This is a genomic window from Pseudarthrobacter siccitolerans (assembly GCF_001046895.1).
GTDB lineage: Bacteria > Actinomycetota > Actinomycetes > Actinomycetales > Micrococcaceae > Arthrobacter > Arthrobacter siccitolerans.
Map to the genome: position 1 here is coordinate 24948 of NZ_CAQI01000045.1, position 16683 is coordinate 41630.

A 16683-nucleotide genomic window follows, 5' to 3' on the forward strand; every position below is an offset into this window, starting at 1 on the left:
TCCAGGCCTTATCCAGCCCCACTGCCGTGGCTGCAGTTCAACAATGTATCTCCAGCACCTCGAAAAGCAGGCACATGAGCAGCGTCATACAATCAGCCACGGCAACCAGCACCACTACCCCGAATATCGCCATGGCCATCATTGCCCTGGCCATGGGAGGCGTGGGGATCGGGGTCACCGAGTTCACCATGATGGGCCTGCTGAAGGAAGTGGAGCAGGGCCTGGACATCAGCACCCCCGAAGCGGGGCACCTCATCTCCGCCTATGCGCTGGGAGTGGTGGTGGGCGCACCGCTGCTGGCCGCCGTCGGCGCCAAACTTCCGCGCAAGAACCTTGCCCTGGGCCTGATGCTGTTCTTTACCGTGGCCAACCTGGCGTCCTTCCTGGCCCCCGATTACGGAACCATGCTGGTTTCCCGGTTCGCAGCCGGGCTGCCGCACGGCGCATTCTTTGGGGTTGCCGCCGTCATCGCCGCCTCGCTGGTACCGCCAACCCGGCGCGGGTGGGCGATCTCCATGGTGATGGCGGGCCTGAGCATCTCCAACGTGATTGGCGTGCCGGCAGCAACATGGGTGGGACAAACCTACGGCTGGCGCCTGCTCTTTATCCTGGTGGGACTGCTGGGACTGCTCACCCTGGTGTTGATCTGGCGGTTTGTTCCCTTCCATAATGCCCACCCGGACGCCAGCATCCGGCGCGAACTCGGGGCGCTCAAGCGGCTCCAGGTCTGGCTGGCCATCCTGATCGGCATTGTGGGCTTTGGCGGCTTTTTTGCCACCTATACGTACATCTCCCACACCATGACCCACGTGGCCGGCCTGCCGTCGTCGCTTATTCCGCTGGTGGTGGCCTTGTACGGGCTGGGCATGGTGGCAGGCAACGTGGTGGGCGGCAGGATTGCTGACAAGTCCGTGATGGGCACGCTGTACAGCGTGCTGCCTGCTATTGCTGCAGCCCTGGTGGTGTATGCCATCGCCGTGCACTGGCCTTGGTCAGCCCTGGTGATGGTGTTTGTGGTGGGCGCTGCCGGATCCATGCTTATCCCGGCGCTGCAGACCCGCCTCCTGGACGCCTCCCCCGACGCACCCTCGCTGGCCTCGTCACTGAACCACGCCGCCCTGAATGTGGCCAATGCGCTCGGGGCGTTCCTGGGCGGACTGGTGATCGCATGGGGCTGGGGCTATGTTGCCCCTGCGCTGGTAGGCGCGTGCCTGGCCGTTCTGGGCCTTGGCGTTGCCGTAGCCAGCGGTCTGCTGGAGCGCAAAAAGCCGCTGGCGGCCTGATATACGGCGGGCCAGCGGCTGTACTTGTCCGGACGGGTGGCGGGTAGCCGGGGCGGCAGGCATGCACCGGAGGCAAGCCCAAGATCTACTGACAACCCGGGCACCCTATGTTAGCTTGAAGCTCATCGGGACGGTTTATCCCGGTCACTATAAGGAGGAGACATGGGTTTTCTTGCTTGGATTATTCTCGGCCTCATCGTGGGGGCCATCGTTAAAGCCGTAATGCCCGGCAGGGTAGGCGGCGGTTGGGTCACCAGCCTGGTTCTGGGCGTGGTAGGCGCAATAGTAGGCGGCTGGATCGGCAGCCTGCTCTTCAATAGAGGCGATCTGGCCTTCTTCGATCTCGGCACGTGGATTCTCGCCATCGTAGGCGGCCTGGTGGTCGCCGGCATCTACGGTGCCATCACCGGACGCGGCAGGGCAACGCGCGCGCCCTGAGTCCGGCCGACATACTTCCAAATTTCACCCAAGCGGGGGCTCCGGTTGATCCGGGGCCCCCGCTGCAGTTGTTGGAGTCTCGCTGCGGCTGGAGAGGGATTCCGGCTATCCCGGGAGGGCTGCCGGGAGGTGCTGGGAACGGGCGCTGGCATAGAGGCAGACGGTGGCGGCGGTGCCGAGGTTGAGGCTTTCCGCTGCCCCGTAGACGGGCACGGCAACCCGGTGGTCGGCCAGGTCGAGTTCAGCCCGCGACAGCCCCTGCGCCTCGTTGCCGAACAGCCAGGCGGTAGGTTTTTCCAGGTCGTATTCCGAGGGGGTGCTCTCCCCCGTCAGCCGGCGCCGGGCATTCTCGTCCTGCAGTGCATCGAGGTTGAGGGAACCGTAACCGTCCGCGGCGAGGATGCCGATCCCCCGGGCCCGGCAGGCCGCTGCAAGCTCTGTGACATCTGCCCCCAGCACCACCGGAAGGTGGAACAGGGAACCTGCGGTGGAACGGACAGCCTTCGGGTTATAGATATCAACGCTGGAGCCGGTGAGGATGACTGCGTCTGCACCGGCCGAGTCCGCCGCGCGCAGGACTGTGCCGGCATTTCCCGGATCCCGGACCTGGCAGAGTACGGCAATGAGGCGGGGCCCGGCGTCGAGTACTTCCTCCAGCGGGACGTCCACGAACCGGCAGACGGCAATGATGCCCTGGGGGTTCACCGTGTCTGCCATGGCTGCCAGGACGTCGTCGGTAGCCAGCCGCGCGTTGGCGCCCTCGGCGAGTTCCTCGAACTCAGGAAACCGGTCCAGGCAGCCTTCACTGGCGAAGACCTCCGTGACAACACCGGGGGCACCCGCCGCGAGGCGCTGCTGGTGCAGCTTCAACGCCTCGCGAACCGCCTGCGGGCCTTCAGCCAGGAACTGTCCGCGCTTTAAACGGGCCGGGCGCCCGGCAAGTTTTGCCACATCCCTCACCCGATCTGCTCGGGGGTTGGAGAGTGGTAAATCCTGCGGGCGCCCGGTGTCGTTCATACAGGAAACTTTAGTGGCTAGGGCCACCAGTTCCTGAACTGTCCCGTTGCGGGGTGAGCGTTGCTACGCAACAACCTTCTTGGCGGAGGTGTCGGCCGGCAGCGAGTCCTTGGCAACCTGGACCAGTGCGGCGAAGGCGTTGGCGTCGGAGACAGCCAGCTCGGCCAGCATGCGGCGGTCAACCTCAACCTCAGCGGCCTTCAGGCCCTGGATGAGACGGTTGTAGGTGAGGCCGTTGGCGCGGGAAGCAGCGTTGATGCGCTGGATCCACAGGCGGCGGAAGTCGCCCTTCTTCTTCTTGCGGTCGCCGTAGCTGTACACAAACGAGTGCAGCAGCTGCTCTTTGGCCTTGCGGTACAGGCGTGAACGCTGTCCACGGTAGCCCTTTGCGCGTTCAAGGATAACCCGGCGCTTCTTGTGGGCGTTGACCGCCCTCTTCACACGTGCCACGTGCGTACTCCTTCGAAATTCTGATCCCAAGCATCTACTGCCGGATGTCCGGCGGCCTGAGAAGGCTTTTTGGCAGGTGACTTACACCAGGTGGTGCCAGTCAAAGAACTTGGAAATTAGATGCCGAGCATCTTCCGGATGACCTTGGCATCGCCCTTGAAGACGATCTTGTCGCCGGCAAGGCGACGGGTCAGCCGGGAGGACTTGTGCTCAAGGTAGTGGCGGCGGTTGGCCTGCTGGCGGCGCAGCTTGCCGCTGCCAGTCAGCTTGAAGCGCTTCTTAGCACCACTGTGGGTCTTCATCTTCGGCATGGGAACCGATCTCCTTACGTGTCCGCAGGCTTGGCCTGCAGTTCTATCGCGCAGCTGCCCCTGGGGGCGGCGTGCTGGTTGCTGACTGCCGAAGGGCGGCCTCCGGCAGCTGTGAACTAAGTGGTCTTCTTACCAGCCGGCTTCGGCACCGCCTTGGGGGCAGGGCGCGCAGCGGGCTTGGGTGCAGCGGGCCTGGCCACCGGCTTCGGCGGAGCAGGAACTGCTGCGGGCTTCGGCGCCGCGGCTGCCGGCTTGGCAGCTTCAGGCTTCGCCGCTTCGGGCTTGGCCGCAGCCGGCTGGGGTGCCGGTGCAGCAGCCTTCGGAGCTTCCTGCTTCGGTGCAGCAGCCTTCGGAGCTTCCTGCTTCGGAGCTGCAGCCTTGGGGGCTTCCTGCTTCGGAGCCTCCTGCTTGGGAGCCTCAGCCTTGGGAGCTTCGGCTGCCTTGGCCGGTGCTTCCTCAGCGGCAGGTTCGACGGCGGGAGCCGCCTCCTGTGCGGGAGTAACAGCGGCTGCTTCCGGTTCCGTCGAGACGGTGAAACCCTCGGGCAGCAGGTCCGCGAGGGACTGCGTCAGGGGTGCCTGGTCGTCACCGGAAACGTCAATGCGGCCAGCTGCCTTGGCCTCGTTCTGTGCCTTCGCTTCAGCCCGCTGCGTAGCGCGGCGTGCTTCGGCCTTGGCCTCAGCCTTGTTTTTCAGCGGCCCAACCACCATGACCATGTTTCGGCCGTCGATCCGGGGGCTGGATTCAACCACGCCCACTTCGGCGACGTCGTCGGCGAAGCGCTGGAGCAGGCGGATGCCCATCTCCGGACGCTGCTGCTCGCGGCCGCGGAACTGGATCATTGCCTTGACCTTGTCCCCGGCGCCGAGGAAGCGCAGTGCGTGCCCGCGCTTGGTCTCGTAGTCGTGGGTGTCGATCTTCAGGCGGAATCGGATCTCCTTCAGAACAGTGTTCGTCTGGTTCTTCCGTGCTTCACGTGCCTTGACCGCGGCCTCGTACTTGTACTTGCCGAAGTCCATCAGCTTGCACACCGGAGGCTTCGCCTGAGGTGCAACTTCAACGAGATCAAGGTCGGACTCGGCGGCCAGACGCAGGGCATCCTCAATACGGACGATTCCTACCTGTTCACCTGCAGGGCCGACCAGCCGCACCTCGGGGACGCGGATACGCTCATTGATTCTTGGCTCGCTAATGTTAAAGCTCCTGTGTTGTTGTGGGATCCGCCGGCAAATAGAGAAGGCCCCCAATTGCCGGAGCAATCGAAGGCCTCGAAGACTGGCTACGCGTGCCAGAGGGCACTGCATGTCCGGCGCCGGCGAAAGCCGGAAACCAGAACCAACCAGGTACCCGGCAACCTTGCGTTCCATGGAACTTCCGGAACAGCGGCTGACGCGGGTGGGAGAGAACTCCGCTTGCAAACTGCATGCCATTCTACAGAGAAAAGTCCCCACAACGCAGGCGCTGCTGGGAACCTTGATCGTTTCTTGAACAATCTCTGAAATAACGACATCCAGTCGGTCTGTGTCAAGCTTACCAGTATGAGCACCCCAGACAGTAATTCATACGTTTTCGAGCCTGCCGATGCCGGCGTCGATGTCTCCCAGCAGATCCGCGATATTTCCGAAGTGCCGGCCATCGAGGTCATCACCACCGCGGCCGTCCACCTGATGAGCGCCGCTGCCGTCAAACTTGGCCTGGCTGCGGAAGAGAACGCGCAGGAGCTCAAGGACCTGGACGAGGCGCGGAAACTGATCACCGCGCTGGCCGGACTGGTGACCGCTGCGGCCCCTGAAATCGGCTCCCAGCACGCAGGACCGTTGCGCGACGGCCTGCGGTCGTTGCAGCTGGCCTTCCGCGAAGAGTCGTTGATCCCTGACGCGCCGGGCAAGGGCCCGGGCGAAAAGTACACCGGCGCCGTTAACTAAGGCACAAACTTACCCGGCAGTTCCCGACGGCGGGCCGACCCTCCAAAGGTCGGCCCGCCGTCGCGCGTTAACCCTGGAGTTTTTGTCCAGATATGCAGGGTTAAACGCATCTCAAGTCTGCATATCTGGACAAAAACTCCTCTCCTACGCTGAGATTTTGCTTCTGCGGCGCCGCTGGAGGACCAACCCCACCAGGCAGAGCGCCACGCCCGCGGTCCCCACCGAGACAAAGCCTCCGGAAGGCCCGATCTGGTCGATGAACACACCCGCCAGCGGGGCGCCGAGGGCCACCCCGGCCGTGAGCGCGGAGCCATACCAGCCCATGGCTTCGCCGCGCCGCTCCTCCTCCACGAGTTCCGCCACCTTTTCGGATGCGGACGAGAGGACCGGGGCGCAGAGGAGCCCGGGCAGGATCGAAACGAGGGCGAGCGTCCAGGTGTCGTGGGCGAACCCCATGGGAATGGTCAGGGCGGCCATGCCAAGGAGCAGGACAATCGGCGAGATGGGCCGGTGCATGGCACCGTAAATGAGTCCGCCCACCACGGAGGCCGCGCACCAGAACAGGAAGACGATACCGATTTCGGCCTGGTGCCCGCCGGTTTCGAGCGCTGCGACAATGCCCACGTCGGTGCCGCTGAGAACCATTCCCGCTCCGGCGGCCACGGCGAAGAGCGCGGCCACGGTGGCAGTGAACCACGTGAAGTTGCCCGCCACTTTCTTCCTGAGCCCGGCGCTGCGGGCCGTGTGGGCAGCAGCCGGTGCCAGGTCCGCCGCGGCCTCCTGCAGGTGGGCGGGAGCGGTGGAAACGACGGCGGCCTCGGCCGCGCGCTGCTGGTCCGCCTCGCAGTCACCAGCGGTTGTGGCGCTGCGGGTGGGCGGGTTGAACCACATCAGGAACAAGCCGGCCAGGGAGGTGGATACGCCCACAATCGTCAGGCCCGCCACGCTGAAGCCGCTGGTGGCCACGATGGCTCCCGCGGCGGGGCCGATCATAAACACCACTTCGGTGGTGATGGCGTCGAGGGCGAAGGCAGTGCGGCGCTGGTCGCCGTCGGCCAGCACGCCCAGGGACTGGCGCACCACGCTGAAGATGGGGAGTGTGAGCAGCCCGCCCACAAAGACCAGCGGCAGGAGCCATTCGTAGGACACGTGCGGGACGATTGACCAGATGACGGTTTCCGACACCACGGAAGGGATCAAGGCTTTGCGCAACCCCACGGTGTCCACGCGGCGGCCGCGCCAAGGGGCGCCCAGGGCGATGCCGATGGTCATCACGGCGGCGGCTGTGCCGGCCGCGGCGTAGCCCTGGCCGAGGGTGAGGACGATGTGCAGGGTCAGCAGCACGCCGGCTGCCGAGTGCGGAATGCGGGCGATCATGCCCACCACAAGCAGCCGCCGGATGGGCCGCACGGCAAGCAACTCCCGGTAGAGAGCGAAATTCACGAAAGAATCCTTCGGTCTGCCGCAGCCGGCCGGGGATCCCCCTCCTCGCCGCAGCTAATGGTCAGCGCGCCGCAGTTTTACCTCGATGGAGTCGACCCGCTCCCCAAACAATACATTCCGGGACCACTCAGCCTGGAGTCCGGCCACCAGTTCCTGCACGGCGGCGGCATCCAGTCCGTAATCCAGGTACAGGACCACCTGCAGCTCGGGACCGGCCCCTCCGCCGGGGAGGACGGCCCCGTCAGCGGTGCGGGCTGCCACTCCCCTGCCCGGCAGGAGCTCCAGGCTCCGCACGGCGGGGAAGCCGGCTGCAGCCTGCCGCATCTGCCCGGCGAGGGCTTCATCGGTGTAGGAAGGGATCCAGTCCTGCTGCTGGGCCAAGGCCCACAGGGCCGGGCGCCGGACCACAAACGTGACCGTTGAGCCCGGGTCCAGGACCAGCAGTTCGGCCCCTTCGGCCACCGCCGAAAGGGCTGCGCGGGCGGCGTAGACCGCTACCGGCCGCGCCTCCGGGTGCCACGCGCTGAGTGCGTCTGCCGAGGTGAACGCCGGCATGGCGGTCCGGCCGTCGGCTGCCTTGAGGGTCACCAGGGCCATGTCCGCCTGTTTGTCGGCGTGCAGGCCGTCCTGGCCTTCGGCTTCTTCGGCAAGCTGGGCAACGATCGGGATAAAGACCCGGGCGGTGGCGAGGGAGGCAACCACGGCTGCCTCGTCCCCGTGTCCTGCCTGCAGGGCCGCGACGGCGCTGAGGTAACCGGCGTCGGACAGTCCGTCGTCGTTGTCGAAATTGTGGATTTTGGCATGCTCCCCTGCCAGGCTGCGCCCCGCCCAGGGCTGGCCGGCAGAGTCGGTGGCACCGCCGGCGCCGGCCAGCGCTGCTGCGATGTGGCCGGGAAGGTGGCGTTGCGGAGGGGTGCCGGAACCGGACTCGGTGCTGGACATGGCGCTGCCTTGGTCCTGGCGCGGCTGGCTAGCGGCGGCCGGCGACGTCGAGGGCCTCGGGCAGCGTGAACGCGCCTGCGTACAAGGCCTTGCCCACGATGGCGCCCTCGACGCCCAGCGGCACCAGGGAGCGCAGGACCTTGAGGTCGTCCAGGCTCGAAATACCTCCGGAAGCCACCACGGGCTTGCCGGTTTTTTCGACCATCTGGCGGAGCAGCTCCACGTTGGGTCCCTGCAGGGTTCCGTCCTTGGTCACGTCGGTGACCACGTAGCGCGAGCATCCGGCCTCTTCAAGCCTGCCCAGGACATCCCAGAGGTCCCCGCCTTCCTTGGTCCAGCCGCGTCCTGCCAACGTGGTTCCGCGGACATCGAGGCCGACGGCGATCTTGTCGCCGAAGCGTTCGATGGCCCGGCGGGTCCACTCCGGATTTTCCAGGGCTGCCGTACCGAGGTTGACGCGTGCCACGCCCAGGTCAAGTGCCGCTTCGAGAGTTGCGTCGTCGCGGAGGCCGCCGGAGAGTTCCACCTTGATGTCCAGCCTGCCCACCACTTCGCGCAGCAGCTCCGCATTGGAGCCGCGTCCGAAGGCGGCGTCCAGGTCCACCAGATGGACCCACTCGGCCCCCTGCTGCTGCCAGTTCAGTGCCGCTTCCAGCGGGGTTCCGTAGCTTGTTTCGCTCCCGGCTTCGCCCTGGACCAGCCGGACGGCCTGGCCGTTGACGACGTCGACGGCGGGCAGCAGTTCAAGAACCGGCAGGTCGGTAGCGCTGTTCATCAGAATCCTCGAAAGTTGGGGGAAAGGGCGGGTGTGCGGCTAGTTTGCCGGCAGCGTCAGCAGATAGGCGGCGAGCAGTGCCATGCCCGCCAGGACGTAGAAGGAAACCTGGGTCCAGAGCGGTTTGTGCTGCTGCCGGAACGAGATGCCGCCGCCGATGAGCAGGCCGGCGAGTCCCATCAGCAGGACAGACCACACTAGGCGCCGCCGCCGGAAGGAGTTTCGGCGTCGGGAGTTTCGACGCCAGGAGTTTCGACGCCAGGCACCGGGTGGCCTGCCTCCGGGGTGGCTGCGCCGGCATTGCCTGCCTCAGCCGGCCGGCGGAGGGCTTCCACCCAGTTGCGGAGAAGCTGCGCGCCGGCGTCGCCGGACTTTTCCGGGTGGAACTGGGTTGCGCAGAGCGGACCGTTCTCCACAGCGGCGATAAACGGAGCGCCGTGCTCGGACCAGGTGACCAGCGGCGCGGCCATCCGCGGCTGGACAACATCGAAGTTCCATTCCTGCACGCCGTAGGAGTGCACGAAGTAGAACCGCTCGTTTTCGATGCCGGCAAAAAGCTTTGAGCCCTCCGGCACCTTGACAGTGTTCCAGCCCATGTGCGGAACCACCTCCGCGGGAAGGAGTTCCACCTTTCCGGGCCATTCGCCGATGCCTTCAGCTTCGGTGCCGTGTTCCACGCCGGCTTCGAACAGCACCTGGAGGCCTACGCAGATCCCCAGGACCGGACGTCCTCCGGCGACGCGGCGGCCGATGAGGCGGATGCCGTCCACAGCCTTGAGCTCACGCATAACGGTTTCAAACGCGCCGACCCCGGGGACCACCAGGCCGTCAGCGTTCAGGACGTCCTCGGGCTTGGCGCTGAGGATTACCTCGGCGCCTGCGCGCTCCAGGGCACGGACTGCCGAGCGGACGTTCCCGGAGCCGTAGTCCAGCACCGTCACAGTGGGTTTCCCCTCGGGGGACGGCAGCTTCTGTGAAGCTGAGGGGTCGATGATGGCGCCGTCGCGCAGGACCTGGCCGCTCACAGCGCACCCTTGGTGGAGGGAATACCTTCGACGCGGGGGTCGGACTCAACGGCAGCGCGGAGGGCACGGGCGAATGCCTTGAACTGGGCTTCGACGATGTGGTGCGGATCCCTGCCCGCGATTACGTTCATGTGGAGGCAGATCCCCGCGTGCAGGGTGATCGCTTCAAAGACGTGGCGGGTCAGCGAGCCGGTGAAGTGCCCGCCGATCAGGTGGTATTCCTGGCCTGCGGGTTCCCCGCCGTGCACCAGGTACGGGCGGCCGGAAACGTCGACGACGGCGTGGGCCAGAGCTTCATCCAGGGGCACGGTGGCTTCACCGAAGCGGCGGATTCCCGCTTTGTTGCCAAGGGCGGTGCGCAGCACTTCCCCAAACGTGATGGCAACGTCCTCGACGGTGTGGTGGACGTCGATGTGGGTGTCCCCGGTGGCCTTGACCGTCAGGTCGATGAGCGAGTGCTTGCAGAGCGCGGTGAGCATGTGGTCGTAGAACGGCACCGAGGTATCGATGTCCGAGACGCCGGTACCGTCGAGGTTGATCTCCACGAGCACGGAAGACTCGCTGGTGGCACGCTCCATGCGGGCCGTCCTGGCCGCAGTGGATCCGGTGGAACTCATGGTCAAGTGTCCTTTGGGAAGAAGGAGTGGTTCAAGGCGTCCAGCGCCGGTACTTCCAGTCTAGGCGGGAAGCTTCGACTGGCTGGCAAGGATGCTTTCCAGGGCCCTGAGGAAGGCTGTGGTTTCCGCCTCAGTGCCCGCGGTGACGCGAAGGTGCCCCGGGATTCCAACGTCTCGGATCAACACACCGGCGTCCAGCAGTTCCTGCCAGACCTGGTGCGGGTTCTCGAGCCCGCCGAAGAACACGTAGTTGGAATCCGAGGCGGCGGGCTTCAGCCCCATCCTGGTCAGCTCCGCCACAATCCGGTCGCGCTGTTGCTTGATGTCCTCAACGTCCGCCATCAAGGCTTCGCGGTGCTGAAGTGCTGCCAGCGCGGTGGCCTGCGTGATGGCGGAAAGGTGGTACGGGAGCCGGACCAACCGCAGCGCATCGGTGACTTCGGGCGCCGCGGCCATGTAACCGAGACGGGCCCCCGCCAGGGCGAAAGCCTTGCTCATGGTGCGCGAAACAATGAGCCGTTCACGGCCAGGCAGGAGCGTGAGCGCGCTGGGCGTTCCGTCATGGGCGAACTCGTGGTACGCCTCGTCCACGATGACGATCGTCTGGCTGGCCTCGCCGGCCTCGTACACGGCCTCCACAACATCGAGCCCCAGGCCGGTTCCGGTGGGGTTGTTCGGAGAGCAGAGGAAAACAATATTGGGCTGCAGTTCCTTGACCTGCAGGGCGGCCGATTCGGCGCTGAGGCCGTAGCCCTCCGCCCGGTAGCCCACGATGTATTCAGTGTCCGTGCCGCTGGCCAGAAGCGGGTACATGGAGTACGTGGGCGGGAAGCCCAGTGCAGTGCGGCCGGGTCCGCCGAAAGCCTGGAGGATCTGCTGGAGTACCTCGTTGGACCCGTTGGCCGCCCAGAGGTTCGACTCATCTAGGCCATGCCCCAGGTACTCCGCCAGAGCCTTGCGCAGTTCGGTGAATTCCCGGTCCGGGTAGCGGTTCAGGCCTGCGGCAGCTTCCGTTACTGCGGCGCTGATGGCCGCGCGGACGTCCGCGGGCACGCCATGGGTGTTCTCGTTGACGTTGAGGAGGATGGGGACATCCAGCTGGGGTGCGCCGTAGGGGGTCAGCCCACGAAGGTTGCTGCGGAGGGGAAGCCGGTTCAGGCGCTCTAGCTGGTCATTCACCTGAACAGTTTAGTGCCCGTGCAGGGGACCGGAAAATGTGACGGTGCCCTGTTCGCGCTCAGCGTGCAGCTAGCGTGTGGGCACGTACAGCTGCTGGCCGGGGTGGACAGCGCCGGCACTGAGGTTGTTGAGCTGCACGATGTCCGCCACGACATCGCGCGCATCCCGCCCGGGGTCAACGGTTCCGGCGATGGCCCACAGCGACTGGCCCGGCTGCACGGTAACGGTGACCGTGGGGGTGACCGAAAGGTCCGCCGCCGATTCCGAGGCCTTTGCGGGCGAGTTGAAGAAGCCGGCCAACGAGAGCAGCAAGGCCGCCAGCAGGACCAGGGGGATGCCGATCAGGACCACCTTCCCCCGGCGGGTCAGCCGCAGCGGCGGCAGGGGCGCAGGGCGCTCCGGCTGCCGGGCGGCCGGCTGCGACATAAGTTGATGCACCGAAAGAAGCTGCGGACGTGAACCCTGTGAAGCAGATGTAGCTGACATGAACTGAGCCCTCCTGGACCTGACCGTGCTGCCCGACGTTCTCCCCACCGCCGCCGATACACCCGGAACTGGTCCGGACTTTCGAACGCCTTTACGCTGAGTAGAACAAATGTTCGAACTTTGCTTTCTCTGTTTTAGCACTTATCAACGAATATTGTCGAGACTCGCTAGAACAAATGTTTGAAAATGCCAAGTGGCTGGCCTAGCTTTGAAGACAAGAACAACCACCTCTGAAGTTGATCAGCAGGGTCTGACAATTACGGCGGCTACTCCGGGTCCGGGCCGAAAAGCCGGGTCAAACTGAAAGGCATTGGCGAATATGGCAGCAGCAGCCGCCGGGGGCAGGGCAACCTCCCAACCGAAGAAGACCGCCAAGGGCCTGACGCCGCGGCAGAAGAAGATCCTCGAAACCATCCAGCGCTCGGTCAATGACAACGGCTATCCGCCATCCATGCGGGAAATCGGCGACACCGTGGGCCTCGCGAGCCTCTCCAGCGTCACCCACCAGCTCTCGCAGCTGGAAAAGCTCGGCTACCTCCGCCGCGACCCGAAAAGGCCCCGCGCTATGGAAGTGTTGATGCCCCTGACGCTGGATGGAGGTGCACCCAAGGCGGCAACGGAGCCGTCTGCCCTTCTGCCGGGCAGCAGCGCCACGGTGACCGAACTTCCCACCGCCATGGACACCGCCATGGTTCCCCTCGTGGGCCGGATCGCCGCGGGCGGTCCCATCCTGGCCGATCAGGTGGTGGAGGATGTCCTGGCGCTCCCGCGGCAACTGGTGGGCCAGGGCGAACTGTTTATGCTCAAGGTGGCCGGCGATTCCATGGTGGACGCCGCGATCTGCGACGGCGACTGGGTAGTGGTGCGCCGCCAGGCGGATGCCGCCAACGGCGATATTGTCGCGGCGCTGCTGGACGATGAAGCCACCGTCAAGACCTTCCGCCAGCGCGACGGCCACACGTGGCTGCTTCCGCAGAACACGCAGTACGAACCCATTCTGGGCGACCACGCCACCATTATGGGCAAGGTTGTCTCAGTACTCCGCTCGCTGTAGGCAGCGGCCTGCGCCTTGCCGGCAGCGCAATGCCGGCAAGGCGCAGGCGTTTCCGTCAGGCGTTCTCCTGCGCCAGGCGCTCGAGCGCCGCGATCGCCGTCGTACGGTCCGTGGTGGACCAGAAGGGCGGCAGCGCGCCGCGAAGGAAACCGGCATACCGTTCGGTGGCAAGCCTGGAATCCAGCACCGCCACCACGCCTTTGTCCCCGGTGGAGCGGATCAGGCGTCCGGCTCCCTGGGCCAGCCGGATGGCGGCATGGGTGGCGGATACGGACATAAATCCGTTGCCGCCGGCCTGCGCCACGGCACGGGACCGTGCCGTCATCAAGGGATCGTCCGGCCGGGGGAAGGGAATCCGGTCGATGACCACCAGCCGGCAGGATCCGCCGGGAACATCCACGCCTTGCCATAACGACATGGTGCCGAACAGGCAGGTGTCGGGTTCGTCCGCGAACTGCTTCACCAGCGCCGTCATGGTGGAGTCGCCCTGGCAGAGGATGGTCATTCCCAGCTTTGGCCGCAGGGCGTCGGCTGCTTCCTCCGCTGCCCGCCGGGACGAAAACAGGCATAGTGCGCCGCCGTTGGACGCCCGGATCAGGGCTTCCAGCTCGGCCAGTGACTCGGGAGACGCTCCGCGGCCGGGCTTGGGCAGGTGACCGGCTACGTAGAGGATGCCCTGCTTGGGATAGTCAAAGGGTGACCCCACATCAACACCGGTCCAGCTGGGTGCGCCCTCGCCCACCAGGCCCAAGCCGCCCGCTGCGGGCTCAAAGGCCGAACCGATGGCCAGCGTTGCCGAGGTCAGCACCACGGTGTGTCCGGCGAACAGGCCTTCACGCAGCCGCCCGGCCACGGACAGCGGGGCAATGTTGATCAAGGCGGGAGCCGACTCATCCGGCTGGGAATATCCCTGCTGCGGGTCAAAGGAGCTCGCGCGGGAGAACCACACCACTTCCCTGTTCTCGCGCGCGGCCAGGAGCCGTTCGCACAGTTCCAGGATGACCATCAGCCGGGAGCGCGCAAGCTGCCTCCCGCCGTCGGCCGTGGCGCCGCTGTCCCCTTTCGAATCGGACAGGGCGGCCCGGCAGGCCTCACGCAGCTGGTCCACGCAGTCCAGCTGCTCATCATTCAGTCCGTTCGGCAGCAGCCCGTTGGGTACTCCCGCCAGCGCAACTTCCAGGTTTGCAGCAGCGGCGTTCAGCGCGTCCACCGTGATGGCCGTGTGCTTGCGGGCACCGGCAGCGGCGGCATGGACCATGGCCACCGAGAGCTGGCCGGACACAGCGCCGGTCACCCGGTCCTGGAGCTCGTGGGCCTCGTCCACCACCACAACGTCGTACTCCGGGAGCACGGCCAGGCCTTCAAAAGCGCTGACGGCGAGCATGGCGTGGTTGGTGACCACGACGTCGGCTTCGGCGGCGTCCTGCCGGGCCAGCTCGCTGAAGCATTCTGCCGCCATGGGGCACTTCTGCGCGCCCAGGCACTCCATGGACGTGACCGAGACCTGCCGCCAGGCACGGTCCGTGACGCCGGGCAGGAGCTCGTCCCGGTCCCCGGTGGTGGTCTTTTCGGCCCACTCCCGCAGGCGGACCACTTCCTTGCCCAGCTGGGAGGCGGGACCGCCCACGGCCGCCGCAAAGTGCGGGACGCTGGTGTCCTCCCCGAGGGAAAACAGCTGGCCCTCGGAGGGTTCCTCCGAGGGAAAACCGCCTTCGAGTTTGTGCACACAGACGTAATTGGACCGTCCCTTGACCAGCGCCACCTTGACGGGCCGGTCCAGGGCGGGAGTAATGGTTTTCAGGAGCCGGGGAAGGTCCCTGCCCACGATCTGGGTCTGCAGGGCAAGCGTCGCCGTGGACACCAGGGCCGGCTTGTTGCTCTCCAGGGCATGCGCGATCAGGGGTATGAGGTACGCCAGCGACTTTCCGGTACCTGTTCCCGCCTGGACCAGCAGGTGGTCTCCGGTTTCAATGGCCCGGGCCACCTGCCTTGCCATCTCATGCTGGCCGCTTCGGCTTTGCCCGCCCATGCCCGCAACGGCCCGGTCGAGCAGCTCGATGACGAACTGCTCGCCGGGCGTCGCTGTGGCTTCGTCAGCCACGACGTCAGTCATGGGTGACGAAAGATTCCAGTTCAGCCGCGAGGCCTTCCCGGACTTTGACTACTGCCCGGGTGCCGGCTTCATCATGGTCGACGCTGATGATCTCGGCATCCGATTCGTGCAGCTTGCTGACCAGGTCGCCGCGGTCGTACGGGATGAGCAGCTCGAGCTTGACCGAAGGCCGCGGGATGGCCTCGCTGATAGCCTGCAGCAGCTCGGGGATGCCTTCGCCCGTGCGCGCCGAAACCACAACGTGCCGCGGTTCGCGCTGTTTCAGCCGTTCCACCACAAAAGGATCGGCGGCGTCGGCCTTGTTGAGCACGATGATCTCAGGCACCTTGCGGGCGTCCACCTCGCTGAAGACCTTGCGCACTGCGGCAATCTGGCCCTCGGGGTCCGGGTGCGAAACATCCACGACGTGGAGGATCAGGTCAGCGTCCGCCACCTCCTCCAGCGTGGAGCGGAAGGCTTCCACCAGCTGCGTGGGGAGCGAGCGGACAAAGCCGACAGTATCGGCCAGCGTGTAGCCGAGGCCGTCGGCGGTCTCGGCCTTCCGGACCGTGGGATCCAGGGTGGCGAACAACGCGTTCTCCACCAGCACCCCGGCGTCCGTCAGGCGGTTCAGCAGCGAGGACTTGCCGGCGTTGGTGTAGCCGGCAATGGCTACCGAGGGCACCTCATTACGACGGCGGTTGGCGCGTTTGGTCTCCCGGGCCGGCTTCATCGCGGCGATCTCCCGCCGCAGCTTGGCCATGCGCGTGCGGATCCTCCGGCGGTCCAGTTCGATCTTGGTTTCACCAGGGCCACGCGAACCCATACCGGCCGCGGCACTGCCCACCTGGCCACCGGCCTGGCGGGACATCGACTCGCCCCAGCCGCGCAGGCGCGGCAGCAAGTACTCGAGCTGTGCCAGCTCCACCTGGGCCTTGCCTTCCCGGCTCTTCGCGTGCTGCGCGAAGATATCCAGGATCAGGGCCGTGCGGTCAATCACCTTGACCTTGACGATGTCCTCAAGGCCGCGCCGCTGGGACGGCGCCAGTTCGCCGTCCACCACCACGGTATCGGCGCCGGTGGACATCACGATGTCCTTCAGCTCCAGGGCCTTGCCGGAGCCAAGGAACGTTCCCGGGTCCGGCTTGTCGCGGCGCTGCACCAGGCCGTCAAGGACCTCGGAACCGGCGGTTTCGGCGAGGGCGGCAAGCTCGCGCAGCGAGTTTTCCGCGTCGGCGAGGGTTCCTTCGGACCACAGGCCTGCCAGGACCACCCGTTCCAGGCGAAGCTGCCGGTATTCGACTTCGGTGACGTCTTCGAGTTCTGTCGACAACCCGGCCGTACGGCGCAGGGCCCGGCGTTCCTCGAGATCCTGCTGGTCGCCGTCGTAGGTTGTATGTTCTTCATCCAGGCGGGAGATGGCCTGGGCTTTGCCCAGTACCGCTTTACCGTCGCCCCGTTGCGTAGCGCCTGGCGTGCTGACGGTCTTAGCCGGTACGTCCTTGGAGAGAATCCGGTCGATCACAGCCTGGATTTCCTCAGGACTCATGTCCTGGGCGGCGGGATCGGATCCGGTGTTGGGCTGGCTGGTCATGGTCTCCTTTGAAGGTTCGGCATTTCCAGAATAGTGCCGATTGCTGGTGTTT

At 65.8% G+C, this 16683-nt stretch carries 18 protein-coding genes; 4 read left to right on the top strand and 14 right to left on the bottom strand.

Going from position 1 to position 16683, the window contains the following annotated elements:
* Window positions 1–74 precede the first annotated feature (74 nt).
* Both ARTSIC4J27_RS13085 and ARTSIC4J27_RS13090 read left to right on the top strand, forming a co-directional pair.
* Window positions 75–1283: an MFS transporter gene (locus ARTSIC4J27_RS13085; RefSeq protein WP_050055642.1), complete on the top strand. Its 1209-nt coding sequence runs from the start codon at window positions 75–77 to the stop codon at window positions 1281–1283.
* Window positions 1284–1445: 162 nt separating this feature from the next.
* On the top strand, window positions 1446–1721 hold the full coding sequence (locus tag ARTSIC4J27_RS13090) for a GlsB/YeaQ/YmgE family stress response membrane protein (protein WP_050055643.1): 276 nt from the start codon (window positions 1446–1448) through the stop codon (window positions 1719–1721).
* A gap of 105 nt (window positions 1722–1826) precedes the next feature.
* Here the strand turns inward: ARTSIC4J27_RS13090 and ARTSIC4J27_RS13095 are convergent, their stop codons facing one another.
* From ARTSIC4J27_RS13095 to infC, 4 genes are all read right to left on the bottom strand, one after another.
* Entirely contained in the window at window positions 1827–2738 is a 912-nt protein-coding gene (locus ARTSIC4J27_RS13095) for a TrmH family RNA methyltransferase (RefSeq protein WP_050055644.1), read from the bottom strand.
* A gap of 63 nt (window positions 2739–2801) precedes the next feature.
* A complete protein-coding gene (rplT, locus tag ARTSIC4J27_RS13100) occupies window positions 2802–3188 on the bottom strand; it encodes a 50S ribosomal protein L20 (RefSeq protein WP_050055645.1) in 387 nt (128 codons plus the stop codon).
* A 116-nt stretch (window positions 3189–3304) separates the two neighbouring features.
* Window positions 3305–3499, bottom strand: a complete 195-nt coding sequence (rpmI, locus tag ARTSIC4J27_RS13105; RefSeq protein ID WP_009358635.1) for a 50S ribosomal protein L35 — start codon at window positions 3497–3499, stop codon at window positions 3305–3307.
* 116 nt (window positions 3500–3615) lie between these two features.
* The gene (infC, locus tag ARTSIC4J27_RS13110; protein WP_050055646.1) at window positions 3616–4650 is read right to left on the bottom strand and encodes a translation initiation factor IF-3; all 1035 of its coding nucleotides are present in this window, start codon (window positions 4648–4650) and stop codon (window positions 3616–3618) included.
* 387 nt (window positions 4651–5037) lie between these two features.
* Here infC and ARTSIC4J27_RS13115 point away from each other — a divergent pair, with 387 nt between their 5' ends.
* On the top strand, window positions 5038–5424 hold the full coding sequence (locus ARTSIC4J27_RS13115) for a DUF1844 domain-containing protein (RefSeq protein WP_050055647.1): 387 nt from the start codon (window positions 5038–5040) through the stop codon (window positions 5422–5424).
* A 144-nt stretch (window positions 5425–5568) separates the two neighbouring features.
* Here the strand turns inward: ARTSIC4J27_RS13115 and ARTSIC4J27_RS13120 are convergent, their stop codons facing one another.
* The 8 genes from ARTSIC4J27_RS13120 to ARTSIC4J27_RS13150 form a co-directional block, all read right to left on the bottom strand.
* A complete protein-coding gene (locus tag ARTSIC4J27_RS13120) occupies window positions 5569–6867 on the bottom strand; it encodes an MFS transporter (protein ID WP_050055648.1) in 1299 nt (432 codons plus the stop codon).
* 54 nt (window positions 6868–6921) lie between these two features.
* Complete coding sequence (locus tag ARTSIC4J27_RS13125) at window positions 6922–7809, bottom strand: SseB family protein (protein WP_050055649.1); 888 nt, start codon at window positions 7807–7809, stop codon at window positions 6922–6924.
* Between the two features lie 28 nt (window positions 7810–7837).
* A complete protein-coding gene (gene priA, locus ARTSIC4J27_RS13130; protein ID WP_050055650.1) occupies window positions 7838–8584 on the bottom strand; it encodes a bifunctional 1-(5-phosphoribosyl)-5-((5-phosphoribosylamino)methylideneamino)imidazole-4-carboxamide isomerase/phosphoribosylanthranilate isomerase PriA in 747 nt (248 codons plus the stop codon).
* A 39-nt stretch (window positions 8585–8623) separates the two neighbouring features.
* Window positions 8624–8764: a hypothetical protein gene (locus ARTSIC4J27_RS22940; protein WP_167344677.1), complete on the bottom strand. Its 141-nt coding sequence runs from the start codon at window positions 8762–8764 to the stop codon at window positions 8624–8626.
* A 17-nt stretch (window positions 8765–8781) separates the two neighbouring features.
* Entirely contained in the window at window positions 8782–9609 is an 828-nt protein-coding gene (hisH, locus tag ARTSIC4J27_RS13135) for an imidazole glycerol phosphate synthase subunit HisH (RefSeq protein WP_235436666.1), read from the bottom strand.
* Window positions 9606–10226: an imidazoleglycerol-phosphate dehydratase HisB gene (gene hisB, locus ARTSIC4J27_RS13140; RefSeq protein ID WP_050055651.1), complete on the bottom strand. Its 621-nt coding sequence runs from the start codon at window positions 10224–10226 to the stop codon at window positions 9606–9608. Before hisB ends, hisH begins: the two co-directional genes overlap by 4 nt.
* Window positions 10227–10286: 60 nt before the next feature.
* Complete coding sequence (locus ARTSIC4J27_RS13145) at window positions 10287–11405, bottom strand: histidinol-phosphate transaminase (protein WP_050055652.1); 1119 nt, start codon at window positions 11403–11405, stop codon at window positions 10287–10289.
* A 69-nt stretch (window positions 11406–11474) separates the two neighbouring features.
* A complete protein-coding gene (locus ARTSIC4J27_RS13150) occupies window positions 11475–11831 on the bottom strand; it encodes a LysM peptidoglycan-binding domain-containing protein (protein ID WP_050055653.1) in 357 nt (118 codons plus the stop codon).
* Between the two features lie 379 nt (window positions 11832–12210).
* Between ARTSIC4J27_RS13150 and lexA the strand changes: the two genes are divergently transcribed.
* Window positions 12211–12945 carry a transcriptional repressor LexA gene (lexA, locus tag ARTSIC4J27_RS13155; RefSeq protein ID WP_050055654.1) on the top strand — a complete coding sequence of 245 codons (735 nt, stop codon included), beginning with the start codon at window positions 12211–12213 and terminating at the stop codon, window positions 12943–12945.
* Window positions 12946–13000: 55 nt separating this feature from the next.
* Here the strand turns inward: lexA and ARTSIC4J27_RS13160 are convergent, their stop codons facing one another.
* Both ARTSIC4J27_RS13160 and hflX read right to left on the bottom strand, forming a co-directional pair.
* Window positions 13001–15058: an ATP-dependent DNA helicase gene (locus ARTSIC4J27_RS13160; protein WP_050055655.1), complete on the bottom strand. Its 2058-nt coding sequence runs from the start codon at window positions 15056–15058 to the stop codon at window positions 13001–13003.
* Window positions 15051–16631 carry a GTPase HflX gene (gene hflX / locus ARTSIC4J27_RS13165; protein ID WP_050055656.1) on the bottom strand — a complete coding sequence of 527 codons (1581 nt, stop codon included), beginning with the start codon at window positions 16629–16631 and terminating at the stop codon, window positions 15051–15053. The genes ARTSIC4J27_RS13160 and hflX overlap by 8 nt, the downstream gene beginning before the upstream one ends.
* Between the last annotated feature and the right edge of the window lie 52 nt (window positions 16632–16683).